The following is a 20840-nucleotide window of genomic DNA, read 5'->3' as shown; positions in this document are numbered from 1 at the left end:
AGGTGGCGCCCGGCTGGTCGGCCAGCCACTTCAGCAGCCAGGCCAGACCGCGGACGCGTCTTTCCTGGCTGTTGGCGTTCTCCAGGACGAACGGCCCGCGCGTGAGCTGTTCGGACAGCTCTTGGTGTTCCTGTCGGGTGGCGGGCCAGTCCAGTGCCACGGGACGGGCAGGGAAGCCGATTCGCGCCGATTCGCGCTGTGTCTTCGACGGCCTGGCGGCGATACCCGGCGGCATGAGTACCTCGATCATGGCGTCCTGCTTCCGAACAGGACGTCCAGCGTCTCGGGTCGGTAGCCGGGGGCCGGGGCGGGACGCGCTTGGTGAACCGCCTGACGAGTCTGGTCCGCGTGATGGGCCAGTACGCGGCGGATCACGTCCTCCTTGCGTGGGGTCAGATAGATCTGAGTCGTCGTGAGCTGGGCATGTCCGAGTACAAACTGGACATTGGTGAGCGGGAGGGCGGGGTCTTCTGCCATCCGGTAGGCCGCAGTATGCCTGAGCGAGTGCAGTGTCGCCGACGTGACGACCCGGTTGTTGACCCGTTCGTACATGCGGTGCGTCGCGTGGTAGGTGAGCGGACGGGCGGACGCGAGGCCCACCACAGTGGTTGCCTCCGTCCCTTGGGGATCAGCTCGGCCATCTCTACCTGGTAGAGCCGCAGCCATACGAACGCGTCGGTGGAGGCCGGCAGCTCTTGCAGTTCGCGGGTGCCTTTGCGAATCACGGTGATCACCTGTCGTCCCGGGTCGACGCCGGCCAGAGTGGCGGACAGCAGTTCGCTGGCGCGCGCTCCAACGGAGACGTAGAAGGCAACCAGTGCTCGGTCCCGATGCGAGGGCAGCCCCGCGAGGATCTCGTTGAACTCGCCGTCCGGCACGCTGCGGGGAATTCGGCCAGGCACTTTCGGCCTGTACCGTCCGCTTCGTTCGGTACGGTAGGGCTCCATTGGATTGTGGTGCTCGTGCGCCCGCCTGCCGCGACGGTTCCGGTCCAGCGGGAAGGGATTGACGATCGGTCCGCTGCCCGCATCCAGGTGGAAGTCGTAGAAGGCACGGAGCACGGTCTCGGAATGCGCCCGGACCGAAGGGGCGAGCGCCTCACCAACCGGACCGGGAACAGACGCTCCCCCTGCCGCCTGGACGCGCCAGTGCGGCCGGGGCTGCTTGCCCGCGACTTGCAACCACCGACTGAAATCACGGGCCTCGATGCGAGTCGCCCGATCCCAGGCCACCCCGCCGTCCGCCCAGAGGAACCGGAACCACCGCAGGAGATCCATCCCGTAGGAGCGGACCGTGGACTCGGCCCGCCCCGCCGTCAGCAGGTCCCGGAAGTAGGCCGTGGCAGCAGACACGACCAGCCCTTCACCGTCGACCAACCGGTAAGGCTCGTAAGGATCGTCGGTGGCTACCAGCCGACCAGCCTGAGGTATCACCAACGCCGCCAGATCCCTGCACAGTTCATCGTCTCGGGTCATAGTGCGAGACCCTGTCAGGACAAACGGCGATGCACCTGCTGAACTGCAGAAACGCTCCCTCTTGTTCAGTCAACAGGCAGGAGCCGTTCCTCGTCGGTCTTGGACGGGGCGATCTGTAGAAGCGGGATGAGCTCGCCGGTCGAGGGGAGGGTGTACTGGGTGATGCTGTGGTGACTGCTCTCCAGCATCTCCTCGATCCGGACACCCGTGTGCCGGAGGAACTCGATCGTGGCCCAGCCCCAGAACGCGCGGTGCTCGGCGAGGGCGAAGTGGTGCCTGCGGCCCGACGCGTCATAAGCGCAGGCAGAACCACTGGCGTCGAGCCGAGTCGACTTGCCGGTGTCGGCGTACTCGCGTATGTGCAGAGGTAGGTACAGATGAACGTGCAGAGCAAGTAGCCGCCGAATGGCGCTCATTGCATGCGAGATGATGGGGCAGTGGATCTTCGTTACTTCAATCAAACGGGCTGGACTGCCATCTTCAACGGCACCGAAACCGAGATCGGCCGCATGGTGCGGGTGGAGGCATGGGACCCGGCAACGGGAACGGCACTTGTCGTCGACCCCAAGCGAGGCGCCATGCGTCCCGTCACGGACTACGAGGACTTCTCCCACCTTGAGAAGGCCGACCAGGTCGTAGCCGCAGTGCCTGGTGGCGGGTGGCGGGCCCACTGGAAGGACGAGGGCCCGGGGAAGACCCCGCTCACGGAACAGGTGCTCGCGTGGCTGATCACCTCGCAGGGCCGGGCAACGGCCATCACGATGGATGCTCACGGGCATGTTGATGGTGCCGACAGCGCCGACGCCTTCATCCCGCCGGGTGAGGAACTGGGGTAGGTCTGAGGCTCCGGATCAGGCGACTTCCGTCTCGCGTTCGATGGCCTTGAGGCGGTTCTTCAGCCGGTAGCTGGGACTGTTGATGGCGACGACTTCGCAGTGGTGCAGGAGGCGGTCGAGGATCGCGGTGGCGAGGACTTCGTTGTCGAAGACCTGGCCCCATTCATCTGGGGCTGGCACTTGTTCCCTCACGAGAGTTGCTGCTGCCACCTGGCCGTATCCCCTTCCTGCTGTCCTCGTTGATTCTCGTGGCGGCGCCCCGATTCTCCAGGTGCCGCCTTGACCGTTCAGGTGCGAGGAAGGTGTGCCGGTGGCCGAGGCGAGACTGCAGGTCATCGTGAGTGGGGCCGTCCCGCGGGAACCGCTGACGACGGATCCGTGGCAGTTCCAGACCGGGTGCGTCGACGCGCTCGTTGCTTCGTGGCGGGCCCGTGGGTTCAGCCCGGTGACCATCGACAACGACATCGGCTTGCTGGAACGGACCCTCAAAGCCCTGGGCCGGCCTGCGTGGGAGGTGACGCCCGAAGACATCGATCGGGTGGTCGGCGACTTGGCGGTCCAGGGCCGCAAGACATCCACCCGGCGCGAGTATGTGCAAATCTTCAAGGGGTTCCACCGGTTCCTGCAGGCTCGCAAGGCAGTCGAGATCGAGGCCGCGGTCGGCGTCCGGCTGGTCTGCCCGATCGACGAGTTCAACGCCTCCCGTCATGTCGGCGACGATTCCCCGGCCCTGCTGCCACCGCCGACGCCGGAGCGGGTGGGCGAGTTCTTCGACTTCATGAAGCAGCGGATCGCGACCGCGAGGAAGTACGGACCCGCGGCGCGGGACGATGCGATGTTCCGGACGCTGTATCACGCCGGACTCCGATCCGAGGAGGCATCGCTGCTGGAGAAGCCGGACCTGCACTTCACCCGCGGCCCGTTCGGCAAGCTCCATGTCCGCTTCGGTAAGGGCGCCCATACTTCCGGACCGCGGCCACGGTGGGTGCCCATGCTGGATGTCCTCGATCTGGTGCTGCGATGGTTCCTGGAGGACGTGCGGCCCAAGTTTCCCGACTCACCGGTGCTGTTCGCCGACGAGTCCGGCGGCAGCCTCCATCGCGGGACCATCTGCAACCGCCTGCGCTATCTGATGGAACTCGAAGGCCGCCCGGCGGCCGAGAGGTTCAGTCCGCATGCCCTGAGACGAGCGTGTGCGACCCACAACTACGAACGCGGTGTCGACCTGGTGGCGATCCAGCAGATGCTCGGTCACTGGACTGTCAGCTCGACCATGCGCTATGTCCGGCCGTCGGCGACCTTCATCGAGGACGCCTATCAGCGTGCCATTGCCAGCACTCTGGCCGAGCTGAGCGGGAAGGACACCACGGCGTGAAGATCCAATGGCGGCTGAGGATGGCGGCTGCCCAGCGCGAGGTGTGGACCGGCACCGAACTACGACGGCTGCTGGCCGAGAAGGCCGGCCTGGAGCTGTCCTCGGCATCGGTGTCCGCCCTGTTCGCCAAGGAACCCTCGCAGGTGAAGATGACCACGCTGGCGGCGTTGTGCACCGCTCTGGAGTGCACCCCCAACGACCTGATCGAGGTCGACATCACCCCCGTCGAGAGGCCGATTGCTCCCCCTCGCCCGGTCGCCGACCTGCCGCAGGCCGCCTCGGCCCGGGGCCGGTCGATGCCGCCCCTGTGACGGCGGACCGCGATGGGCAAGAAGTAACGGGACTGCGTCACCTGCGGCGGCCCGGTTGGATATCTCGATCGTCAGCACTGCTGCCCGTGCTGGCATCGTATGAAGGAGGAAGCCGCCAAGGCCCCGTGCCCTTCCTGCGGCCGCGACCGCGTACTGCAGAACGACACCGGTCGGTGCATCACCTGTTCGCGCGTCTGCACGGAATGCGGCCACCCGGTCCGGTCACCGAAGAACCAGCTGTGCCGGGAATGCCGACGCAAGGCCGGCCAGCTGGCTGACCAGCGGACATGCCCGCGCTGCGGAAAGCCGGGCTATCTGCGCGAGGAGACCGGCTGGTGCGGTCACTGTTCGCGGCCTCGGCCGGAGAAGAAGCCGCCGAGGATCTGCCGCGAATGTGGGCAGCTGCGGCGGCATTTCGGGCTGGGGCTGTGCTCGGCCTGCTGTCGGCGTACGACCTAAGCTCCCCAGCTGCGTACGGATGAACGTCCCCAGCTATGTCGCGGGAAGCAGCACGGCTGAGATCTTGGTTGAGATCGTCAGGCTGGCCGGAGACACTCGCACAATGAGTCGTAGCGCATCGCCCGGATCGGTCGAACGAGGTTGGGACGGGCCCTGGTACCGGGTTCGCGCGGACGCCTTCGAGGCATCGTTCCTGCCCAGCTCGGACGAGGAGTTGGACTCGGTGTGCAACGTCGATGTCTTCGTGGACCTCAAAGACGGCTCCCGGTGGAGCGCGACTGTCTTCACGGTCGCCGAAGTCGAACGCTTGATGGAGACTTGGGCAGGTAGCGACGAGGCTCTCGGCGGCCGCTACTTCTGGGTCTCGGACGGCCTGATCGTCCGAGACCCCGGCGTCGACAACATGACCCTTGTGATCGCCGGACTGATCGAGACGGACGAGTTCTCCGGGATCTTCCAACGACTCGACAGCGAGTGACCACGCCCTCGGCCGTGATCACGACGTGGCCAGTCAGGCCACGTCTGTATCCCGCTCGATGGCCTTGAGCCGGTTCTTGAGCCGGTAGCTCGGTCCGTTGATGGAGATTACGTCGCAGTGGTGCAGGAGGCGGTCGAGGATGGCGGTGGCGAGGACTTCGTCGCCGAACACCTGTCCCCATTCGCTGAAGGTCTTGTTCGAGGTCAGGATGATCGAGCCCTTTTCGTACCGTTTTGAGATGACCTGGAAGACCAGGTTCGCTTCTCCGCGTTCGAGGATCTCGTAGCCCACCTCGTCGACCACGAGGACGCCTGGCCGCAGGTAGGTGCCGAGCTTGTTGGCCAGGCGCCCGGCGGCTTCGGCGGCTTTGAGGTTGCGGACCATGTCGTCGAGGCTGGTGAAGTAGACCGAGTAGCCGGCACGGCAAGCCGCAACGGCGAGAGCGACGGCGATATGCGTCTTGCCCACCCCCGGCGGACCCAGGAGAGCCGCGTTGGCCTCGGCCTCGACGAACGAGAGGGTGGCGAGGTCCTTGACCTTGCGCGGGTCGAGGTCGGGCTGGAACGAGAAGTCGTAGTCATCGAGCGTCTTGTGGTGCGGCAGCCGGGAGAGCCGCAGGCCCTGGCGGAAGCGACGGTCATCACGGACGGCCAGTTCCTCGGACAAGACCAGGTCGAGGAAGTCGAGGTAGCCCATCTTCGCCTCGTCGGCCCGGCGGGCGAACTCGTTGATGGTTTCCACGAGGTGGGGCAGGCCGAGCTTGCCGGCCGTGGTGCGGATACGGTTGCCGGTCGGCTCGCTCAAGACGATTCCTTCGTCGCTCGATGGGTGGTGAAGGGACGGGTGCCGGTCAGCTCGTCATAGACCGACAAAGGCCGTCGGCCGACCTCGATCCGGGTGGCCGCGGCCCTGTTCAGCAGGGCCTGCAAAGGTCCGGCTTCCTCGCCCCGCGGTCGTCCGCTGCGAGGCTGGACGGGGACGTCGCCGGTGGTGGTCCGGCGTCCCTGACCGGTGGGCAGGCCGTCCCAATGGGACTCGTCGACGACACGGGCACCGCGTCCGATCGCCCGGGGATGGGCCGCCAGCAGCGTGCTGCCGTGGGCGTCGGCGAGGGTGGCATGCAGCATGACCTGGGACTTTGTCGCCCGGATCTCGACCAGCTGCCGCGGGCGGACCCTGCGTGCCGACACCGAGTAGAGGTTGCCGTCGAAGGCGACCAGGCAGTCCTTGCCCACGTGCCGCAGCTGCCGCTCGGCCACCAGATACGGAGTCTGCGGCAGCGGCTTGAGAGCCGCGTGATCCCGCGCCGCCCGATCCGCGATGACCTCCCGGTGCGTCTTGTGGATCTGGGCCCGCCGCACGGGCACCCAGGCGGTGAACGCGGCGTCCATCTCCTCGACGGAGGAGAAGGACCGGCCGGACAGGACGTGGTCGCGGACGATCAGCACCTGCCGCTCGACCCGGCCCTTGCCCTGCGGCCGGTAGGCAGCCAGGACGTCAATGTCAAAGTCGTAGTGGCCGGCGAAGCCGACTGCTTCCGGATGCAGCGGGACCGCCTCACCAGGAGCGACGTGTCGGCGGACGACGGTCTTGGTCCGGTCGTAGACGATCGTCATCGGAGCCCCGCCGAAGTGCGCGAACGCCCGGCGGTGGCAGTCGAAGAACGTCTGCAGGTCCTGGCTGGTGGTGAAGCAGCAGAACGGGTCCCGCGAGTACGAGAGCGTCATGTGGAAGGAGTAGCCCTTCGCGATACCCATGTGAGCGAGGATCTTGCCCTCATCTCCCCAGTCCACTTGGGCCTGGGCGCCAGGGATGACCTCGAACCGGCGGTGCATCCCCGCCAGTTCCTTGGGCGTGATCCCGAGTTCCTCAGCGATCCTCGGCCGGGCCGTCTGAACGTAGAGCTTGACCCGCTGATAGTTGCCGGTGAAGCCGTACTCCTGGGCCAGCCGCTCGTGAATGACTGCGGCCTTCATCAGGACCTCGGCCCGAAGCATCGAGTCGATCAGCGGCCCGAACTCGTCGATCACTCTTGCCCGCGACCGCCCGCTCGGCAACCGCCGCGGAGGCGTCGCCGGCCCCGGCGCCGACAGGTACTTGCGGACCGTCTTGCGGTCCAGCCCGGTCTCCCTGGCGATCTCCGACAGGCTCATCGCCCCGGACTCCAACAGGCCACGAAAGCGCCGAAGCTCCAACCAACGCTGCGGATCCAAGACCACTGCCAGCCCCCTCCGCCGCCCGTATCAACCAAGCAGCAGAGTGCCGAGCCGCAGGTCTCACCGCATCAGCAACTGTCCCTTTTTATCTGTACGAGGCTGGGGACGTTCACGTGTACGCCGACACCTGCTGGCAAAAGCACCCCAGCCGTCCCTTCATCCGCGGTGAACACCTTCGGGAACAACTCGACGACCCGCCCGAATGGCTCGCCGATTTCGTCGCCCAGGTCGCAGCCCGCCACTGCGTCGCCAGCGCCTGCGGCTTCATCACTGACCTGGGGCGGCTCCTGGAGGACGAGTACTCCAACTCGCCCCGGGCCCTGCTCGAACGATCGCGCAGGCCCGGACGATCGATGGGCTCCTTCGACCGTGCGCTCGAGGACTTCTTCACCCTCCGCGGCCTGGCACTGCCCACCGACCGGGCCGAACGACTCGCCGCGAGCCGACGCCGTCGGCGGGTCGAGTCCGTTCCCGAGCCCCTGCGACCATCCGTTGCGGCGTTCGACGTCTTCCGGATGCGAGCCCAGGACCGGGCTCGCCGAGCCGGCACCCGCCCGCGCAGCAACCACGCCCTGGAAACAGCCCTCGCCACCATGCGGGACCTGGCCATCTTCCTGATCAACGAGCGTGACAAGGAGAGCTGGTCCCTCGTCGACGTGCACGACATCGAAGCCTTCCTGGCCGTCCTGCCCATGGGACGTAAGCGGCGGCTGACCGTGCTGCGGCAGTTCTTCCGCTTCGCGCGAGCCCAAAAGTTGGTGCTCGTCGACCCGACCCGCGGCCTGACCGCGAAGGAGGCGACCGGCTTCCGCGGCCAGACCCTCACCCTCGATCAGCAGCGCGAACTGTTTCGACGCTGGACGGCCGAAAAGCACGTGCACCCCCACGAAGCGCTGGTGGGCATGCTCGCCCTGCTGCACGGCACCTCAAGCTCGGAGGTCCGGTTGCTCCAGATCACCGAAGTGGACCACCTCACTCAGAGCGTCCGGCTCGGCAAACGGCCCCACCCCGTCCCTCTGGACCCCGCCTCCTGGACGGTGCTGCAGAGATGCCTGGACCACCGCGATGGCTGGCCGACCGAAAACCCGCACGTCATGGTCACCAAAGGAACAAAGGCCGGGCGAAACCCGGCCTCAACTGCCTATCTCTCCCATGTCCTTGACGGCTGCGGATTCCCGCCCCGGGTGATCCGCAGCACCCGCCTGCTCGACCTGGTGAACACCATGGACCCCAAACTCGTCGCCGCCGCCTTCGGCATGGACCCACAAGCCACCTTGAGCTATCTGTCCGATTGCATCGACGAAACCCGCTTGTCACAATGGGAGACAGACAGAACCTGACCCCTGGTCAGAGTATGTAGGGATAGAGACTGACCTTCTCATGCTCGATGAAGAACTCGACCCACGTACTGGCGACATCTTCAGGCAGCGGATCAGCAAGGTCCAGCAGGATATTCGTGCTGTCGAAGTCGAGCAGGGCGGCACCGTCCTCAGTGAGGCTCAGCTGTCCCCGCAGAACTACGCAGTGCCCACCGGTCCGGAGCCCAGGACCGATGCCAACAGCCGGCTTGGCGTTGTGCCCCCAGACGATGTCCTCGTCGATCGTCCACTCGACGTGGTACTCGCCGGGCTCCGCGGCCTGATCCCCGCACCATCGGACCGCGGCGTGGCCGAACGAGGTCCGGACATCTGCCAGCCAAGGACGTCCAGGAAACTTTGCGACCTTCACCAGTTCGATCAGCACTGCTCGATCATGCAGCATCCGCGCTTCTGCCGGAACCAGCTAAGTTTCGGCGCTGCCTGACACAGGTTCGCCGGAACATGTGCGCTTTGCTGAAGGTCTTGTTCGAGGTCAGGATGTTCGAGCCCTTCTCATAGCGCTTGGAGATGACCTGGAAGACCAGGTTCGCCTCCGCTCGTTCGAGGGGCTGGTAGCCGACTTCATCGACCACGAGAACGCTCGGCCGCAGGTAGGAGCCCAGTTTGCTGGTCAGACGCCCTGCTGCCTCGGCTGCCTTGAGGTTGCGGACCATGTCGTCGAGGCTGGTGAAGTAGATCGAGTAGCCGGCCCGGCAGGCCGCGACCGCCAATGAGATCGCGATGTGGGTCTTGCCGACGCCGGGCGGCCCCAGCAGGGCAGCATTGGCCTTCGCTTCGACGAAGCACAGCGTGACCAGGTCTTTGACCTTGCGGGGGTCGAGCTCGGGCTGGAACGAGAAGTCGTACTCATCCAGTGTCTTGTGGTGCGGCAGCCGAGAGAGCCGTAGGCCCTGGCGGAAGCGTCGGTCGTCACGGACGGCGAGTTCCTCGGAGAGCACCAGGCCGAGGAAGTCGAGGTAGCCCATCTTTCCCTCGTCCGCCCGCCGCGTGTACTCGTTGATGGTTTCCGCCAGGTGGGGCAGGCCGAGCTTGCCAGCCGTGGTGCGGATGCGGTTGCCGGTCAGCTAGCTCAAGACGATTCCTTCGTCGCCCGGTTCCGGCGACTCACCGTGCACCTGCCTCCGGCGTACGCGCAACGCCTGTTCGACGCCCGCGACGCCGGGGCCAGCGACCAGCAGATGCGTGGGATCATCGCCGAAGGATTTAAAGACGTGTATTTCCAGGACGGTGGTGGCCGGGCCATGGGACTCTCGGACGTCGCTATCAACGACATCGACTACATGGATTTCGACTTCTGAGAAGAGGAAATCGTGACCGCTGAATTAACGGACTGAGCCGAAGCACGTTAGTTGTCACATAAACAGGCTTGTTGTCACCAGCGCGGACGCGGGCTGCCCCGATGGGACTCTGCGGGCCGGTACTCCTGTCCCGTCTCATGCAAGCTGGCAGATTCTCATCGCATCTCATGCTACGTGGCGGATTCTCAGTGGATGACGGCTGGTCTGAATTTTACGGTACGGCTGTCCGGGAGGAATCTGGTCGCGCCCCGGCTGCGGAGACGACAGGATGCGGCCATGGCTGACGATCTCTTGCTCATGCGCGCCCGGGAGCTTTGGACGGAGCTGGCGGGCACACCGGTCGAGTTTTGTCCTTCAGGAGGGGCAAAGGTTGTGGTCGCGCCCGGGTCGCTGTTGTGTCCGCCGCCGTGGACCGGAATCGTGCGGATCGGTGACGCCGCCCTCGTCACTGCGCCGAGTGTGCAGGCCGCCGGGATGGTGGACGACGCCGCGCGGAAGATGACCCACGAAGACGTCGTTGACATCGCTCGTCTGCGTGCGGTGCTGCCCGTTCTCGATGTTCTCGGGCCAGCTTCGCTCTTCTATCTCGGCCGGGACGGCTTTCTTCCTGCGCATGAAGGTACCGGGGTCGAGCAGTTATCGATCGGTGATGGCGGCCTGGCCGCGCTGCTGGCCTGGCCGGGGAGGAGGAGGCCGGCGAGAGCGGTCTGGAGGACATCTCTTCTCCCGCGTTCTGTCTTCGCCGGGGTGATGAGGTGGTAGCCGCAGCCGGGTATTGGTCCTCGCCGCAGTCGGTTGCCCACCTGAGTGTGCTGGTTGCCCCGCACTGTCGGGGCCGGCGGCTGGCCCGGGCCGTGGCGTCCGCAGCAGTGGCCCATGCCCTCGATGCCGGGTTGCTGCCGCAGTGGAGAGCACGGCCCTATCCATCACAGCGTGTGGCTGTAGCTCTGGGGTTCCGCGAACTGGGCGCCCAGCTCAGCATTCGGCTTGGCGACGTCCCCCTCGACCAGAGCCGGTAAGGATGGAGCCTCTTCCGCGACTGCCATGTCGGTTGAGAACGGCGAGCCCGAGATTCTCAAACGGCATGGCAACAACGCAGGTCAGCATCGTGGCTCCCGCCGATTGCGCTGCGACAGGACAACTCCTTCCAGCTCCCCGAGCTCCCGGCGTGCTGAGGCCCCTGCGCGATTCGGACGCCGCGGATCAGGAAGGGGACCCGCTCCCGGCCGCCGTCACGTCGGCGGTGGCGTCCGCGCCGGTCACCGGCTCGTAGGGGTGGGCCTGGCCGCCACGACCCGCTACGGCGCTTGAGACCTCAGGAGTCCGCGCGTCCGAAGTGAATCCCCTGCCCGGGCTCCCGGATGGCGATGTTGTCGGGTACATCGTCAAACAGGACAAGCAGCACGTCAGGGGCACTGTGCATCCGGCGTGACCCGTCCGGGGCGGACACAGGGTCGGGCGTGTGGGGGTGCGCCACGCCGTTCGACCAGGCGAATCGAGCTGGGGATGCCGTGCCGGAACCGTTCACGACGGGGAGCTCGGCCGGGACGTACTTCCCACCGCTCACGACGACCACGGGCTGACCGTCCCGGTACTCGATCGACAAGGTCGCGATGTCCTCGGGCTTGACCTGGTCTGCCGGGATCAGCGTCGGTTTGGGTGCCCCCGCCTCGGGGGACGGAGACAATCCGAGGTTTGCCGTCTGCTCGGGTGACATCTGTACCTGGGCGGGGCCCTTGGCGTTTGGCGTGGTCTCGGACATGGCGTCTCCTCACTGGACGGCTCGCTGCCGACGCGCCTGGATCTTCCCATGACGGAGTGTCAGCAAACCATTACTGACGCCCCTCACGGGAAGCTCCGGCAGCCGAAATGCCAGGTGTTCAGCAGTGGAGGGATCGGCCGGTGCGTCAGCCTTCCGGCTGGCCGCGGAAGGACAGGGATCCTGGCGGCCGGGCGTCCGCGCGGAAGTGGTGGCGGAGCTGGATTCGGCCCAGGCCGCGCTGACCCAGGAGGCACGCGCGCTCTCCCGGGCCGCTGACCCCGACGCACTCTGATCACAGCGGCCGACAGCACGAGACTCCGGGAGCCAACGCCCGGGGTCTCTGCGTGACATGACGTGACGTCTGTCCGACCGGTTCAACGACCGGCCACAGCAGGTGTCACGCCCATTCCACCCCGAGCCCGGCGAGGACGTCGCGGTGCGGGCTCGGTCTGTGGCCGACCCGCGGGCCCGCTCGTGCGCCTGGGATGCGGCGAGCGCTCCTTCTGCGGGTGGTTTGGCTCCTGCCGCGCTCCAGGGACGCCGATGAAGTGGATGTAGATTCCGCCAGTTCACTTCTGAAGGGAACCTCGATGATCAAGCGTGTCTCGCTGGCCGGTCTCATCCTGATGACCGCGACACTGACCCCGATGGCGGCTCCAACCGCCTCCGCCGCCCCGGCTGCGACCCCCGGCTACCGCTGCTCGTACCTGGTGTGGGACGGCGGGCAACAGTGGATCGGAACCGACGACTGCACGCCGGTGGGCGGCGCCCCGGAGAACGGCCCCATCCAGGGCACGTTCACCATCACCGGCCGCTCCCCCGCCGCCACCGTGAAATGCACCCAGCCGACCGAGTCGTTCCTGTCCGGCATCGCCGAGACCCCCGACCGCGTCACCGGCTACCAGTGCCGCCGGGCGTGACCGAGAGGCGACGCCAGCCAGGATGACGTCCGTGCAGGCACAGCGGCGATCGTGAGCGCGGACGCGCCAGCCCGCCGTGCTTGCCCTTGCGAGAGGCGGTGTCGAGCCCTTCCAGTGTGGACTCGCGGATGTTCTCCCGCTCGGCACTCTGCGGGAAATGGCAGCTCAGCCAGCGCGCGCAGTCCACTCCGGCGGCGTCCACAACCGGGCATTGGCGCTGCCGACCTGGATCAGCGTTCCGGTACGTCGATCCTGACGCGCTGGGCGGAACCCGTCGATCGCGAACACCTGCTGTCCGCGGGTGATGTCGACGCCCTGCAGACCGGCCTCGTCGGCGATCAGCAAATGCTCTCCGTCGGTGAAAAAGCCGAAATCGCCGACCGGCCAGGGGAACGTCGCGACCGCCTTGATCCATCGGACGCCCGGCGAGCGCAGTTCGATCGAGGTGGGGTCGAGGACGTGGACGGTACCGCTGCCGGCATCGTCCCGGTCATACACCGCGATCCGCCCGTCGTCGATCCACACCACCGGCCAGTTCCACTCCGAGACCTCGGGATACACCGCATAGCTGGGCCCGTCCTCGGACTCATACGGGTTGTCGTGCAGCCAGGCGGTCAGGCTCCACACCGCCGGCATCCCCCACGGCTGCCACACCCAGCCGCCGTCGTAGACACGAGTCCCGTCAGGACTCAGCGACAGCGCGCCGTGGAAGTAATCGAGGTCGTACTCCGCATCTTCCTCATCTCTATCCGGGCTGTCCCGCGCCGTAAGCACCTCGCCGGACGCGAGATCGGTGACATCCAACCGGTTCCAGTCAGTGCGATGGACGACAACCGGCCGGCCACCGTGTTCGGCGAACGCCAACGCGAACGGGACGGTTTCACAGCAGTAATCCCCGCCGTCCAACTTCAACGCTGGCGAACCGGTGGTGAGATCGACGACGGTGCCGTACCGACCGCGGTCTTGAACCACCGCCGCCCAACGGCCACATCGAGACACATGAAGCCGCAGTCGAACGCCGCCACCGTATTCGGACGCCAGCCTCTCCTCCCGATACCGGGCCACGTCCTGCACCTCGCCGGTCGTCGGCGTCCACCGCGCCAGCCGTCCGTCCTCGGACAGCACCAGCCACGCCGGACCCGCGTCACCGAGGGCCGCTGGCAACGCTGCCACATCCACGACCGGCCGCAGCGCGTCGGGAACTGCCACGTCCACCGTGATCGTCGCCATATTGATCCCCTCGGTGCGCCCGTGTGACCCCCCGCGGCAACGTGAACAGCAGGTGATACGGCACCGTATCGGCAAAGTCGGTGAGCGCCGCGATGCCGGTCACGGCGGTGAGGTCAGCACGGATCTGGTCTATGTCGGGCTCATTCTCGCGCAGGTCCGCCTCGGTGTCGTCCAGCGAGAAGCCCCCTCCGGTCGTCATGACCGGACCAACCTCACCGAGCACGGCCCCCGACAGACCCAGAAGATCCAAACCGCTGACAAGCACACCCCAGATCCGCTACAGAGAGCTACTTGTCACTTCGCCGTAGCTTCGGGAGAACAGGGCCGTGATGGGAAGATTCGGCCCAGGCCCGGGGAGTCGGGAGGCTTCTGGGCGGCGGCGGTGGTGACCGTGACCGTCGCCTGGTCAGTCTCGGCGGGCTTCGCGAGAGTCCGGCTGACCGCTCCTGCGGGAGTTTCGGCGGGTGATTCGCCTGGTCATGAGCGTGATCGCGGCCCAGGTGATGAGTGATTTCCGAGTGCTGGATGAGGCGTTCGTAGCTTTGCCGGCTGTGTCGGTTCGGGCGTTGCGTGGGCCGGCGGTGCGCAGGTTGCTCGCCCTGCGCGGGGAGGGGAAGCTCACTACCCGGCATGTTCGGGTGGCGGCGGACGCTTTGGGGGTGCGGGAGCGGGCGGTGGCTGGCTGCCGCCGAACAGGACGAGACCGCGGCTGCGGCGCCGGGGGAGCGGGCCCCCTGCCGCGGGTGGTTCATGGTCACCGCGGAGGTTCGGGCTCTGCTCGGGCTGTGGAAGGGGAACGTCGCCGCTGTCCACCGTGAGTTGACCGCTCGCGCGGCCAGGGGCGAGGGTGATCTGCCGCCGTCGGTTCCGACGCTGCATCGGGCGATCCGACGTGACCTGACTGCGGGGGAGCGGGCCGGGCTTGCCGGTGGTGAGCGTGCAGCCCGGAAGCACGATGTGTTCCTGGCCCGGCCTCGGGGGTGGCGGAACCAGGTCTGGGAAGCCGATCACGTCCAGGCTCCGGTCCTGGTTGATGTCGAGGGCGCCGCCCGTCGGCCGTGGATCACCTGGTTCGTGGACTGCGCCCCACCGACTCACCGGATGGCATACCCGTCCCACAGGGGGCCGCCAAACTGGTCTAGCACCTCTGTCACGACCGCAGCGAAGACCTTCGTATCCCCGGTGATCGCCTGCGCGGCAGCTTCGGACAACGCGTGGTGCACTCCGGGGGCGGCCGCAGCCAGCCGCCGCGACAACCACTTGCCTCCGCCGAGCCAGTGCCCGCCGACCAGCAGGACCAGCTCCGAGGCACGCTGCAGCATGTGCGAGACCAAGTACATCCGCTCCGCAGGGTCCGCGCAGCCACGCAGGTCGTCGAGCAAGTCGGTCAGGATGTACCGCTGGTAGTCACGCTCACGGTCCGAGAGCGGCGGCGGGCCCGCGGCCCAACGTTTTCGCGCCTCGTCCTGGAGCAAAGCGCCCAGCCCGTCCGTGTCTACCAGGAGCATGCCGTCAGCACACATGGCGAGCAGTGGAGAATTCCGCTTTGCGGTTTCCTGGTCGGCGAAGCTGTGCCAGGCGGCCTCGGTCTGCACGAACAGCTCCACCGGCCAGCCGCGGTACACCAGATTCTCCCGGTTAGGAGCGGGCGGCCCGTCCAAGAGGACCACGATGTCCAGGTCAGATGTGGGCGTCCGGCGGTCGGTCAGCACGCTGCCGGCGAGGAATGCCGCCTTGGCTGCGGGAAATCGGTCCCGCACCAGTTCGCGGGCGGTGAGCACGGGGTCATCCATGATCGCAGCGTACGTTCCGGCATGGGTCTCGTAGGAGGGCGGGTGCACCGCACCACAGCGGGTGCTCTTACGATCACGGGGACAATTGGGATCGGGACGTGCTGGCCTGGGGGTTTGGCTGTCGGGTGATCAGCGGGTCGTCGTGCGGACGGGCACCAGCTCGGTACTCGTCCTGCGGCGGGTTGCCCTGCGGGCGGAGCGGTCGGAGACCAGACCGGCGATGGCGCGGTGGGTCAGGCAGTCCTTGGTGATCTCGCGGATTACTGGCGGGAGGGGGTTATTCCAACCGTGCACTATTCCCCTTGGGGTAGCTTTCCTCCCGCAGACGACACCCCCGCTCACCAGAAGTGGTGTGCGAGGGGGCATCGTTCCTGCGGCTGTCAGCCGTGCGGGCACTTCTCGTCGAGGTCTTCCTCCTCCGACGGCAGCGCTGCTGCTTCCAACTCTTCCTTGTCGTCAAGCGTCAGGGAGCAGGCCGTGCAGTAGAACTTCTGCGGGGTCGTGATCGTCCGGATCCCGTCGTCGCTTTGGCAGTTGGGGTGTCCGTCGCAGGGGCATTCCTCCTGCTCAACGTTCCCGTACATATCCCCCCAGGCCCCGCAGGCCGGGCAGTGGAACATCCATCCGATCGATTCCACGTCATCCGTGAACGGGGCGGCCCCAAGCGTCCCGTGCTCGAACACTGAAACAATCACCTTTGCCACGGCTTCGAGGCTGCCACTCGCCACCACGCGTACCGAGTTGGAGTAGGCCGAAGAGAGCGCCTTCGCCGCGTCACCGCTACCGCTGCTACAACCCTTCTGGAACCCAGCGGCGACCCGTCTGGCGACCATGGTCTTCACAGCGAGGGCAGTACGGGCCTGCTCAGCGCGTGGCCCCGGCGAGTAGTAGGGGAATTCCTTGAGCCGAGTTCCACCGACAGGATGCCGGTCGAGCGGGAGTACCTCGTAGGACTCCAATAGTGCGACGGCGGCACGCTGGGCACGCAGCCCCGAGCATTGCAGAGCAGTTTTTACGGCTGCTCGGCTAGAGAAATTCTGAACTGTCTCCCGCTCCTCACCGCTACGCTCATGTGAACCCCCGAGAGCGACGCTAACGGCCATCTGACCAGCGACGGCGCCAGCATAGAAGGCCTCCTTCTCCTCGGCTGCGATCAGTTCGGTTGCCGCCGTCTCGATATCCGGTCGCTCCACTTTCACCGGCAGTGCCGCAACCTTCGCCAAGTCCATGTGGACGCCATCGAACTCCCCCCAGAAGTCGTCTGAGGCGATGGACAGCTCGATCCGGATCGCTTCCGCCACCTGGACACTCAAGGCGACCACCTTCTCCGTCACCTCGTCGTCGTGCCAGGCCGAGTGCGCCCTACCGTTGCGGGACTCCATGACCGGCTCGAATTCTTGATGTGAGATCGGCATCTTTCCCCGCATGACAATCGCAGCACCTTTGAAGGCATCGGACATGCCGATCGTTTTGGCATGCTTCAGGGGCTTAGCGCCATCCTCTTCGCTAAAGCCTAGAGCCTGGAAACGGTGCGCCATATCTCCCTTGTCGGAGATGAGTACAGGGTCATGATGGCATAGGACTGCTTTGAGCATGTGTTCGCAGGCAATTCCGGCATACAGCACAGAGAAGTCCCGGTTTCCTGCCCGCCAGGCCCCTAATGCTTCGCGTAGCAGGCCGCCGCCCATCACGGTGAAGCTCTCCTTGTTCATACGTACTCCTTGGTTTCCTGGGAGGGGGGCATTCTTTATCGGGTGGTCGGCGTCTCGACTTCCGCGAACGAAGTCGACGTGGTTTTGACCGCAGACTGTGTACGTCCCTGGGTCTCCGCCCCCTCGCAAGATGCCATGGCCTCGGCTCGGGCGACGAGGTACTCAGCCCAGTCGCGTCGGGCGTAGGCGACCCAGCGAAGGGCGGTGTGGCGGTGCATCCCGGTCACGTCGGCGAGGATTGGGCTGGGGAGATCAGCGGCGAGGGCGGCCAGCGCCGCGTTGCGCGCGGTGCGGACCGGGATGTCGTGCCGGTTGAGCTTCTGGGTCATGCCGTGGGTTGAGATCGGCTTGCCCGGAACCATGCCTGGGAAGAGCCACCGGGGGCCTGGGTGGACTCGCGAGAGCTGCGGCCTCAGCTGGGGTTGTTCGGCGAGGTGCCGCAGGAGCTCGGCGAGTCGTGGAGGCAGCAGGACGGGGTGGCGGCCCAGGACGAGGTGGGTGTGCTTGTCGCCGGATTTGAGGTGCTCGGGCGTCAGGTGGCAGAGGCGTTCGGTGGACGGGCCGAACAGCAGGGTGATCGCGCCAGCGGCGCGGACGTCCGTGGGCAGGGCATCGTCGGTCAGGCAGCGCTGGAGGAGCGGCCACCGATCGTCCTCGTCGAGCAGGTTCTGTGGTTCCTGCCTTGGGATGGAGGGGACAGTGAGTTCGCGGGTGAGCCGACGGCTCGTGGCCCATTTCAGGAAGTATCGGATCAGGTAACGGCGTTGGCTGGTGGCTCCGGTGATCCAGTCGTCGATGTTGTCTTGGTCGAGGTCGGCGAGGACCAGGCCGCGTTGGTCCATCCAGGCCAGGAAGTCCAGGGCGACGCTGACACGGCGCCGCAAGTCGCGGTCGGCGGAGGCGGGATGGGGGCGATTTACGGCCCGTTGGCGTGCTCGCCGAAGCAGGAACCAGTGCAGGAACGGCCGGGCGAGGTTGACGTGGGCGGCCGGCTTGTCCGCGAGTTCGTGCTCCAGCCAGCCGGGGATGCGTTCGAGGTCCTCGTTCCGCTCCTCCAAGATTCCTGTGTGGACGAGGAGTTGACGAATGTAGCGCTGGTTCCGACTGGGCGGGAGTTCGTCCAGCAACTCGTGTGTGAGCGTGTTGCCTTGCGCAACGAGTCGGGCAAGGAGCTTGGTGTTCGGGCTTTCCTTGATCCACTGGATGGCAGGGAACGGTGAGGGAACGTGTGTCAGTGCGTCCGCGAGCGGTTTCAGCTGCTCGGCGACGGTGCCGTCGGGCCCGGCCAGCAGGGCGTTGACCCGCTCAGCGAGGACGCAGTGAGCGCATCGGCCGCGACTGTGGGGGTTGCCAGCCCGGCCGCACTGGCGGCATGTGTAGTCGGAGGCGAAACCGACGCAGGGTCCGCAGATCTCGACACCATGGTCGTCTCGTGCGGTCAGCGGCTGGACCATGCGGCACCTTGGGCACTCGGCCGGTGACCGGAGCACTGCGGTGTAGCAGACATGGCAGACAGGTCCGATGGGCCACCGGGTGGTGCTCGGCTTAGTCCGGCCGCAACGAGCGCACGGATCACCGGTGCGATGACGCTGGTAGCAGGTGGCGCAGATCGGCTGGCCCTGCGCATCGCGGCTGGTGCAGGGCCGGATGCGGCTGCAGATCGAGCACTCCGCCTCGGGGCCCTGGTAGCAGCCCTCGCAGATGTCCGGCTCCCCGTCACGGGCGTTGCGGGCGATGAGCTTGAGCTGTCCGCACCGCCCGCAGAGGCGTCGTGGTCGGCGATGCCGGTTGTAGCAGAGGTGGCAGACCGCGCCGTCGGCGTCGACAAGGGCAGCGGCTGCGGTCTTGCCGCAGATCACGCAGGTGTGCATCGGGGGTTTCCAGCAGTTGATGCACAGTCCTCGCCCGTCATCCCGTCGCGCCACCGGATGCCGGAGCTGACCGCACTCGGCGCACTCTTCGAAAGTGGCGGGGTCCATGCGGTAGCAGCGGTTGCAGATCGGCCCTTCGGGGCGTCGTGCGGCGACGCGCTGACCATCACGGTGGCAGCGTGCGCAAGTCGCCCGGCGAGTCCGGGCACCGCACGTCCCGCAGAGCCGGCCCTCGGGCTGCAGGTCCCGCAGGTTGGTCCGCACCTTGCCGCAGTGAGCGCAACCGGGACGGACCACCGGGTGGCCGGCTTCGTCCAGCACATGGGCCAGCCGCAGCAGGACCGGCGGGCAAAGTGAACTGCCCGACGTCAACGCGTCAGGGTGGGCGGAGAGGTGTCCTGCCAGTTCCTCCAGGAACTTCGCCGCCCCACGTACGGGGATCGGGACCGCGGTCACCAATGCGGCCTCGGCGTCCTGAGCGTCGAGCGACGGCAGGGCCGAGGTGAGCCGACCGACGGCGGCGGCCGTCGCGGCCTCCATTCGGGCGGCCTGCGCGGCAAGACGGGCGACGACCGACGGAGCGGTCGGAGAGGGCGCAGTCACAGGCCCTCCGGTCGCCGGATCGAGGTCCGGCGCACGGCCGGGAGCGGGCCGGGCGTCTCGCCGCCGGCGGTCTTGCGTACCTCTTCGTTGACGACCTGGACCTCGATGAGGTCGTTGGGCTGGCAGTCGAGGATGTCGCACAGAGCCGCGAGGGTGTCCATCGACATCCGCTGTGGCGGCTGCGTGACCAGGCGGAAGACCTGCTCGCGCGAGAGCGTGACGCCTCGCTCGGCCAGCAGCGGCACCAGGTCGGTGGTCTGGAACATCTCCCGGTCGGCCATGAGCTTGCGCAGGTTCCAGCGGTAGCCCATCTTTTTGATCACTTCGGGTCCTCCCAGATGCCCGGGTAACGCTGGCCCAACTTCTTGTGCACCAGCCGGTTGCGGTACTCGTCCGAGACGCCGGTATAGAGGGCCGTCGTGCTGGCGTAGCCATGACCGGCCTGGTCCTGGATGAACCGTTCCGGATAATCAAATTCGGTCAAATGCGTGATATAGGAATGTCTCAGGCAGTGCAATTCGAGTTCTTCGGGCAGGTCGGCGGCCTGTTTGGCAGCCTCGAAGGCTTCGTTCGCCGACCGGCGCGACAGGCGCCCGGAGCGTTCGGTGACCCAGATCGCGGGGTGCTTGCCCACCCCGAAGCGGGGCCGGACCTCGGTCAGGTAGTGGTCGAGGTCCTCGACGATCCAGTCCATCTCGGGGACGGTGAAGATGGTGCGGCGCTTGGGAGGGCTCCCCTTGGAGGACTTACCCCAGCGTACGAACACCGCCCCGTGGCGCCTGTACTGCGGGGCCTTCGGATTGCGCCTCAGGTCGGCGATGTCCAGGCCGACGTTCTCCCGGCGCCGCATGCCGTAGGCGTAGTAAGACCGTGTCCTGTGTGGTGATCGCTCGTTGAGCTGTTCATGGGGCGGGATGCGTGGAGTTGGATTGTTCCGGACGGGCTGTGGGAGATCGCGAAGCCGCTGATCCCGCCGTCGAGGGTGCGGCCGCAGGGCGGCGGGACGCAGGACACGTCTGATGAGACGCTGTTTGCGGCCATCGTCTACGTGCTGGTGAGCGGGTGTGCCTGGCGGGCGTTGCCGCCGTGCTTCGGGATCTCGAAGTCGACTGCCCACCGGCG

Annotated in this window: 24 protein-coding genes and 4 pseudogenes; 11 read left to right on the top strand and 17 right to left on the bottom strand. The window is 66.7% G+C overall.

What is annotated here, in order from left to right:
- Nucleotides 1-246 precede the first annotated feature (246 nt).
- The 3 genes and pseudogenes from ACFVT1_RS35090 to ACFVT1_RS35080 form a co-directional block, all read right to left on the bottom strand.
- The gene (locus ACFVT1_RS35090; RefSeq protein ID WP_389803195.1) at nt 247-552 is read right to left on the bottom strand and encodes a tyrosine-type recombinase/integrase; all 306 of its coding nucleotides are present in this window, start codon (nt 550-552) and stop codon (nt 247-249) included.
- 674 nt (nt 553-1226) lie between these two features.
- A pseudogene (locus ACFVT1_RS35085) lies at nt 1227-1277 on the bottom strand (hypothetical protein); the annotation flags it as partial.
- Nucleotides 1278-1540: 263 nt separating this feature from the next.
- The gene (locus ACFVT1_RS35080) at nt 1541-1891 is read right to left on the bottom strand and encodes a hypothetical protein (protein ID WP_389803193.1); all 351 of its coding nucleotides are present in this window, start codon (nt 1889-1891) and stop codon (nt 1541-1543) included.
- A gap of 21 nt (nt 1892-1912) precedes the next feature.
- On the opposite strand from ACFVT1_RS35080, the gene ACFVT1_RS35075 reads away from it, so the two are divergent.
- Nucleotides 1913-2311, top strand: coding sequence for a hypothetical protein (locus ACFVT1_RS35075; RefSeq protein ID WP_389803190.1), 399 nt, complete (start codon nt 1913-1915; stop codon nt 2309-2311).
- 15 nt (nt 2312-2326) lie between these two features.
- Here the strand turns inward: ACFVT1_RS35075 and ACFVT1_RS35070 are convergent.
- Nucleotides 2327-2476: pseudogene (locus ACFVT1_RS35070) on the bottom strand (ATP-binding protein); the annotation flags it as partial.
- A 145-nt stretch (nt 2477-2621) separates the two neighbouring features.
- Here ACFVT1_RS35070 and ACFVT1_RS35065 point away from each other — a divergent pair.
- The 3 genes from ACFVT1_RS35065 to ACFVT1_RS35055 all read left to right on the top strand — a co-directional run bounded on the left by ACFVT1_RS35065 (nt 2622) and on the right by ACFVT1_RS35055 (nt 4934).
- Nucleotides 2622-3686 carry a tyrosine-type recombinase/integrase gene (locus tag ACFVT1_RS35065; protein ID WP_389803188.1) on the top strand — a complete coding sequence of 355 codons (1065 nt, stop codon included), beginning with the start codon at nt 2622-2624 and terminating at the stop codon, nt 3684-3686.
- Nucleotides 3683-3997 (top strand): helix-turn-helix domain-containing protein, encoded by a 315-nt coding sequence (locus ACFVT1_RS35060; RefSeq protein ID WP_389803185.1) that lies wholly within the window; start codon nt 3683-3685, stop codon nt 3995-3997. The genes ACFVT1_RS35065 and ACFVT1_RS35060 overlap by 4 nt, the downstream gene beginning before the upstream one ends.
- A 562-nt stretch (nt 3998-4559) precedes the next feature.
- Entirely contained in the window at nt 4560-4934 is a 375-nt protein-coding gene (locus ACFVT1_RS35055) for a hypothetical protein (RefSeq protein ID WP_383724129.1), read from the top strand.
- 33 nt (nt 4935-4967) lie between these two features.
- On the opposite strand, the gene istB (ACFVT1_RS35050) is transcribed toward ACFVT1_RS35055, so the two are convergent.
- Together istB (ACFVT1_RS35050) and istA are read right to left on the bottom strand one after the other, a co-directional pair.
- Entirely contained in the window at nt 4968-5738 is a 771-nt protein-coding gene (istB, locus tag ACFVT1_RS35050) for an IS21-like element helper ATPase IstB (protein ID WP_389803182.1), read from the bottom strand.
- Nucleotides 5735-7153: an IS21 family transposase gene (istA, locus tag ACFVT1_RS35045; RefSeq protein ID WP_389803181.1), complete on the bottom strand. Its 1419-nt coding sequence runs from the start codon at nt 7151-7153 to the stop codon at nt 5735-5737. Before istA ends, istB (ACFVT1_RS35050) begins: the two co-directional genes overlap by 4 nt.
- 110 nt (nt 7154-7263) lie before the next feature.
- On the opposite strand from istA, the gene ACFVT1_RS35040 reads away from it, so the two are divergent.
- Nucleotides 7264-8490: an integrase gene (locus ACFVT1_RS35040; protein ID WP_389803178.1), complete on the top strand. Its 1227-nt coding sequence runs from the start codon at nt 7264-7266 to the stop codon at nt 8488-8490.
- A gap of 7 nt (nt 8491-8497) precedes the next feature.
- Here ACFVT1_RS35040 and ACFVT1_RS35035 read toward each other — a convergent pair whose 3' ends face one another.
- Together ACFVT1_RS35035 and istB (ACFVT1_RS35030) are read right to left on the bottom strand one after the other, a co-directional pair.
- On the bottom strand, nt 8498-8893 hold the full coding sequence (locus ACFVT1_RS35035; RefSeq protein ID WP_389803175.1) for a hypothetical protein: 396 nt from the start codon (nt 8891-8893) through the stop codon (nt 8498-8500).
- Between the two features lie 85 nt (nt 8894-8978).
- A pseudogene (gene istB, locus ACFVT1_RS35030) lies at nt 8979-9593 on the bottom strand (IS21-like element helper ATPase IstB); the annotation flags it as partial.
- A gap of 27 nt (nt 9594-9620) precedes the next feature.
- Between istB (ACFVT1_RS35030) and tpg the strand changes: the two are divergent.
- From tpg to ACFVT1_RS35015, 3 genes and pseudogenes are all read left to right on the top strand, one after another.
- Nucleotides 9621-9827: pseudogene (tpg, locus tag ACFVT1_RS35025) on the top strand (telomere-protecting terminal protein Tpg); the annotation flags it as partial.
- A gap of 276 nt (nt 9828-10103) precedes the next feature.
- The gene (locus ACFVT1_RS35020; protein WP_389803172.1) at nt 10104-10589 is read left to right on the top strand and encodes a hypothetical protein; all 486 of its coding nucleotides are present in this window, start codon (nt 10104-10106) and stop codon (nt 10587-10589) included.
- The gene (locus ACFVT1_RS35015; RefSeq protein ID WP_389803170.1) at nt 10583-10846 is read left to right on the top strand and encodes a GNAT family N-acetyltransferase; all 264 of its coding nucleotides are present in this window, start codon (nt 10583-10585) and stop codon (nt 10844-10846) included. The genes ACFVT1_RS35020 and ACFVT1_RS35015 overlap by 7 nt, the downstream gene beginning before the upstream one ends.
- A 296-nt stretch (nt 10847-11142) precedes the next feature.
- Here ACFVT1_RS35015 and ACFVT1_RS35010 read toward each other — a convergent pair whose 3' ends face one another.
- Nucleotides 11143-11589, bottom strand: a complete 447-nt coding sequence (locus ACFVT1_RS35010; protein ID WP_389803167.1) for a hypothetical protein — start codon at nt 11587-11589, stop codon at nt 11143-11145.
- A 124-nt stretch (nt 11590-11713) separates the two neighbouring features.
- Here ACFVT1_RS35010 and ACFVT1_RS35005 point away from each other — a divergent pair, with 124 nt between their 5' ends.
- Nucleotides 11714-11881 carry a hypothetical protein gene (locus tag ACFVT1_RS35005; RefSeq protein ID WP_389803164.1) on the top strand — a complete coding sequence of 56 codons (168 nt, stop codon included), beginning with the start codon at nt 11714-11716 and terminating at the stop codon, nt 11879-11881.
- A gap of 298 nt (nt 11882-12179) precedes the next feature.
- A complete protein-coding gene (locus tag ACFVT1_RS35000; RefSeq protein ID WP_389803161.1) occupies nt 12180-12509 on the top strand; it encodes a hypothetical protein in 330 nt (109 codons plus the stop codon).
- 165 nt (nt 12510-12674) lie between these two features.
- Here the strand turns inward: ACFVT1_RS35000 and ACFVT1_RS34995 are convergent, their stop codons facing one another.
- The 8 genes from ACFVT1_RS34995 to ACFVT1_RS34960 all read right to left on the bottom strand — a co-directional run bounded on the left by ACFVT1_RS34995 (nt 12675) and on the right by ACFVT1_RS34960 (nt 20634).
- Nucleotides 12675-13739, bottom strand: coding sequence for a hypothetical protein (locus ACFVT1_RS34995; RefSeq protein ID WP_389803158.1), 1065 nt, complete (start codon nt 13737-13739; stop codon nt 12675-12677).
- Nucleotides 13654-14004 carry a hypothetical protein gene (locus tag ACFVT1_RS34990; protein WP_389803155.1) on the bottom strand — a complete coding sequence of 117 codons (351 nt, stop codon included), beginning with the start codon at nt 14002-14004 and terminating at the stop codon, nt 13654-13656. The genes ACFVT1_RS34995 and ACFVT1_RS34990 overlap by 86 nt, the downstream gene beginning before the upstream one ends.
- A gap of 829 nt (nt 14005-14833) precedes the next feature.
- The gene (locus ACFVT1_RS34985) at nt 14834-15532 is read right to left on the bottom strand and encodes a nucleotidyltransferase domain-containing protein (RefSeq protein ID WP_389803153.1); all 699 of its coding nucleotides are present in this window, start codon (nt 15530-15532) and stop codon (nt 14834-14836) included.
- Between the two features lie 129 nt (nt 15533-15661).
- Nucleotides 15662-15826 (bottom strand): hypothetical protein, encoded by a 165-nt coding sequence (locus ACFVT1_RS34980; RefSeq protein ID WP_389803151.1) that lies wholly within the window; start codon nt 15824-15826, stop codon nt 15662-15664.
- An 86-nt stretch (nt 15827-15912) separates the two neighbouring features.
- Nucleotides 15913-17244, bottom strand: coding sequence for a hypothetical protein (locus tag ACFVT1_RS34975; protein ID WP_389803148.1), 1332 nt, complete (start codon nt 17242-17244; stop codon nt 15913-15915).
- Between the two features lie 35 nt (nt 17245-17279).
- Complete coding sequence (locus tag ACFVT1_RS34970; RefSeq protein ID WP_389803145.1) at nt 17280-19718, bottom strand: XRE family transcriptional regulator; 2439 nt, start codon at nt 19716-19718, stop codon at nt 17280-17282.
- Nucleotides 19715-20041 (bottom strand): helix-turn-helix transcriptional regulator, encoded by a 327-nt coding sequence (locus ACFVT1_RS34965; protein WP_280892733.1) that lies wholly within the window; start codon nt 20039-20041, stop codon nt 19715-19717. Before ACFVT1_RS34965 ends, ACFVT1_RS34970 begins: the two co-directional genes overlap by 4 nt.
- The gene (locus ACFVT1_RS34960; protein ID WP_389803311.1) at nt 20038-20634 is read right to left on the bottom strand and encodes a tyrosine-type recombinase/integrase; all 597 of its coding nucleotides are present in this window, start codon (nt 20632-20634) and stop codon (nt 20038-20040) included. The genes ACFVT1_RS34965 and ACFVT1_RS34960 overlap by 4 nt, the downstream gene beginning before the upstream one ends.
- Between ACFVT1_RS34960 and ACFVT1_RS34955 the strand changes: the two genes are divergently transcribed.
- Nucleotides 20623-20840 (top strand): transposase (locus ACFVT1_RS34955; RefSeq protein ID WP_389803309.1); only part of this gene is annotated, 218 nt, incomplete at its 3' end. The genes ACFVT1_RS34960 and ACFVT1_RS34955 overlap by 12 nt on opposite strands.

The sequence above is a fragment of the Streptomyces sp. NPDC057963 genome, assembly GCF_042887155.1.
Lineage (GTDB): Bacteria > Actinomycetota > Actinomycetes > Streptomycetales > Streptomycetaceae > Streptomyces.
Note: the sequence above shows the minus strand (reverse complement) of the source record. Positions and strands in the feature narration are given on the sequence as shown.

Bases quoted from the DNA above. Each gene is read 5' to 3' on its own strand.
- ACFVT1_RS35055 (WP_383724129.1), top strand. From the start codon at position 4,560: ATGAGTCGTAGCGCATCGCCCGGATCGGTCGAACGAGGTTGGGACGGG.
- ACFVT1_RS35090 (WP_389803195.1), bottom strand. From the start codon at position 552: ATGTACGAACGGGTCAACAACCGGGTCGTCACGTCGGCGACACTGCAC.
- ACFVT1_RS35000 (WP_389803161.1), top strand. From the start codon at position 12,180: ATGATCAAGCGTGTCTCGCTGGCCGGTCTCATCCTGATGACCGCGACA.
- ACFVT1_RS35080 (WP_389803193.1), bottom strand. From the start codon at position 1,891: ATGAGCGCCATTCGGCGGCTACTTGCTCTGCACGTTCATCTGTACCTA.
- ACFVT1_RS34985 (WP_389803153.1), bottom strand. From the start codon at position 15,532: ATGGATGACCCCGTGCTCACCGCCCGCGAACTGGTGCGGGACCGATTT.
- ACFVT1_RS35020 (WP_389803172.1), top strand. From the start codon at position 10,104: ATGGCTGACGATCTCTTGCTCATGCGCGCCCGGGAGCTTTGGACGGAG.
- ACFVT1_RS35010 (WP_389803167.1), bottom strand. From the start codon at position 11,589: ATGTCCGAGACCACGCCAAACGCCAAGGGCCCCGCCCAGGTACAGATG.
- ACFVT1_RS34995 (WP_389803158.1), bottom strand. From the start codon at position 13,739: ATGGCGACGATCACGGTGGACGTGGCAGTTCCCGACGCGCTGCGGCCG.
- ACFVT1_RS34975 (WP_389803148.1), bottom strand. From the start codon at position 17,244: ATGAACAAGGAGAGCTTCACCGTGATGGGCGGCGGCCTGCTACGCGAA.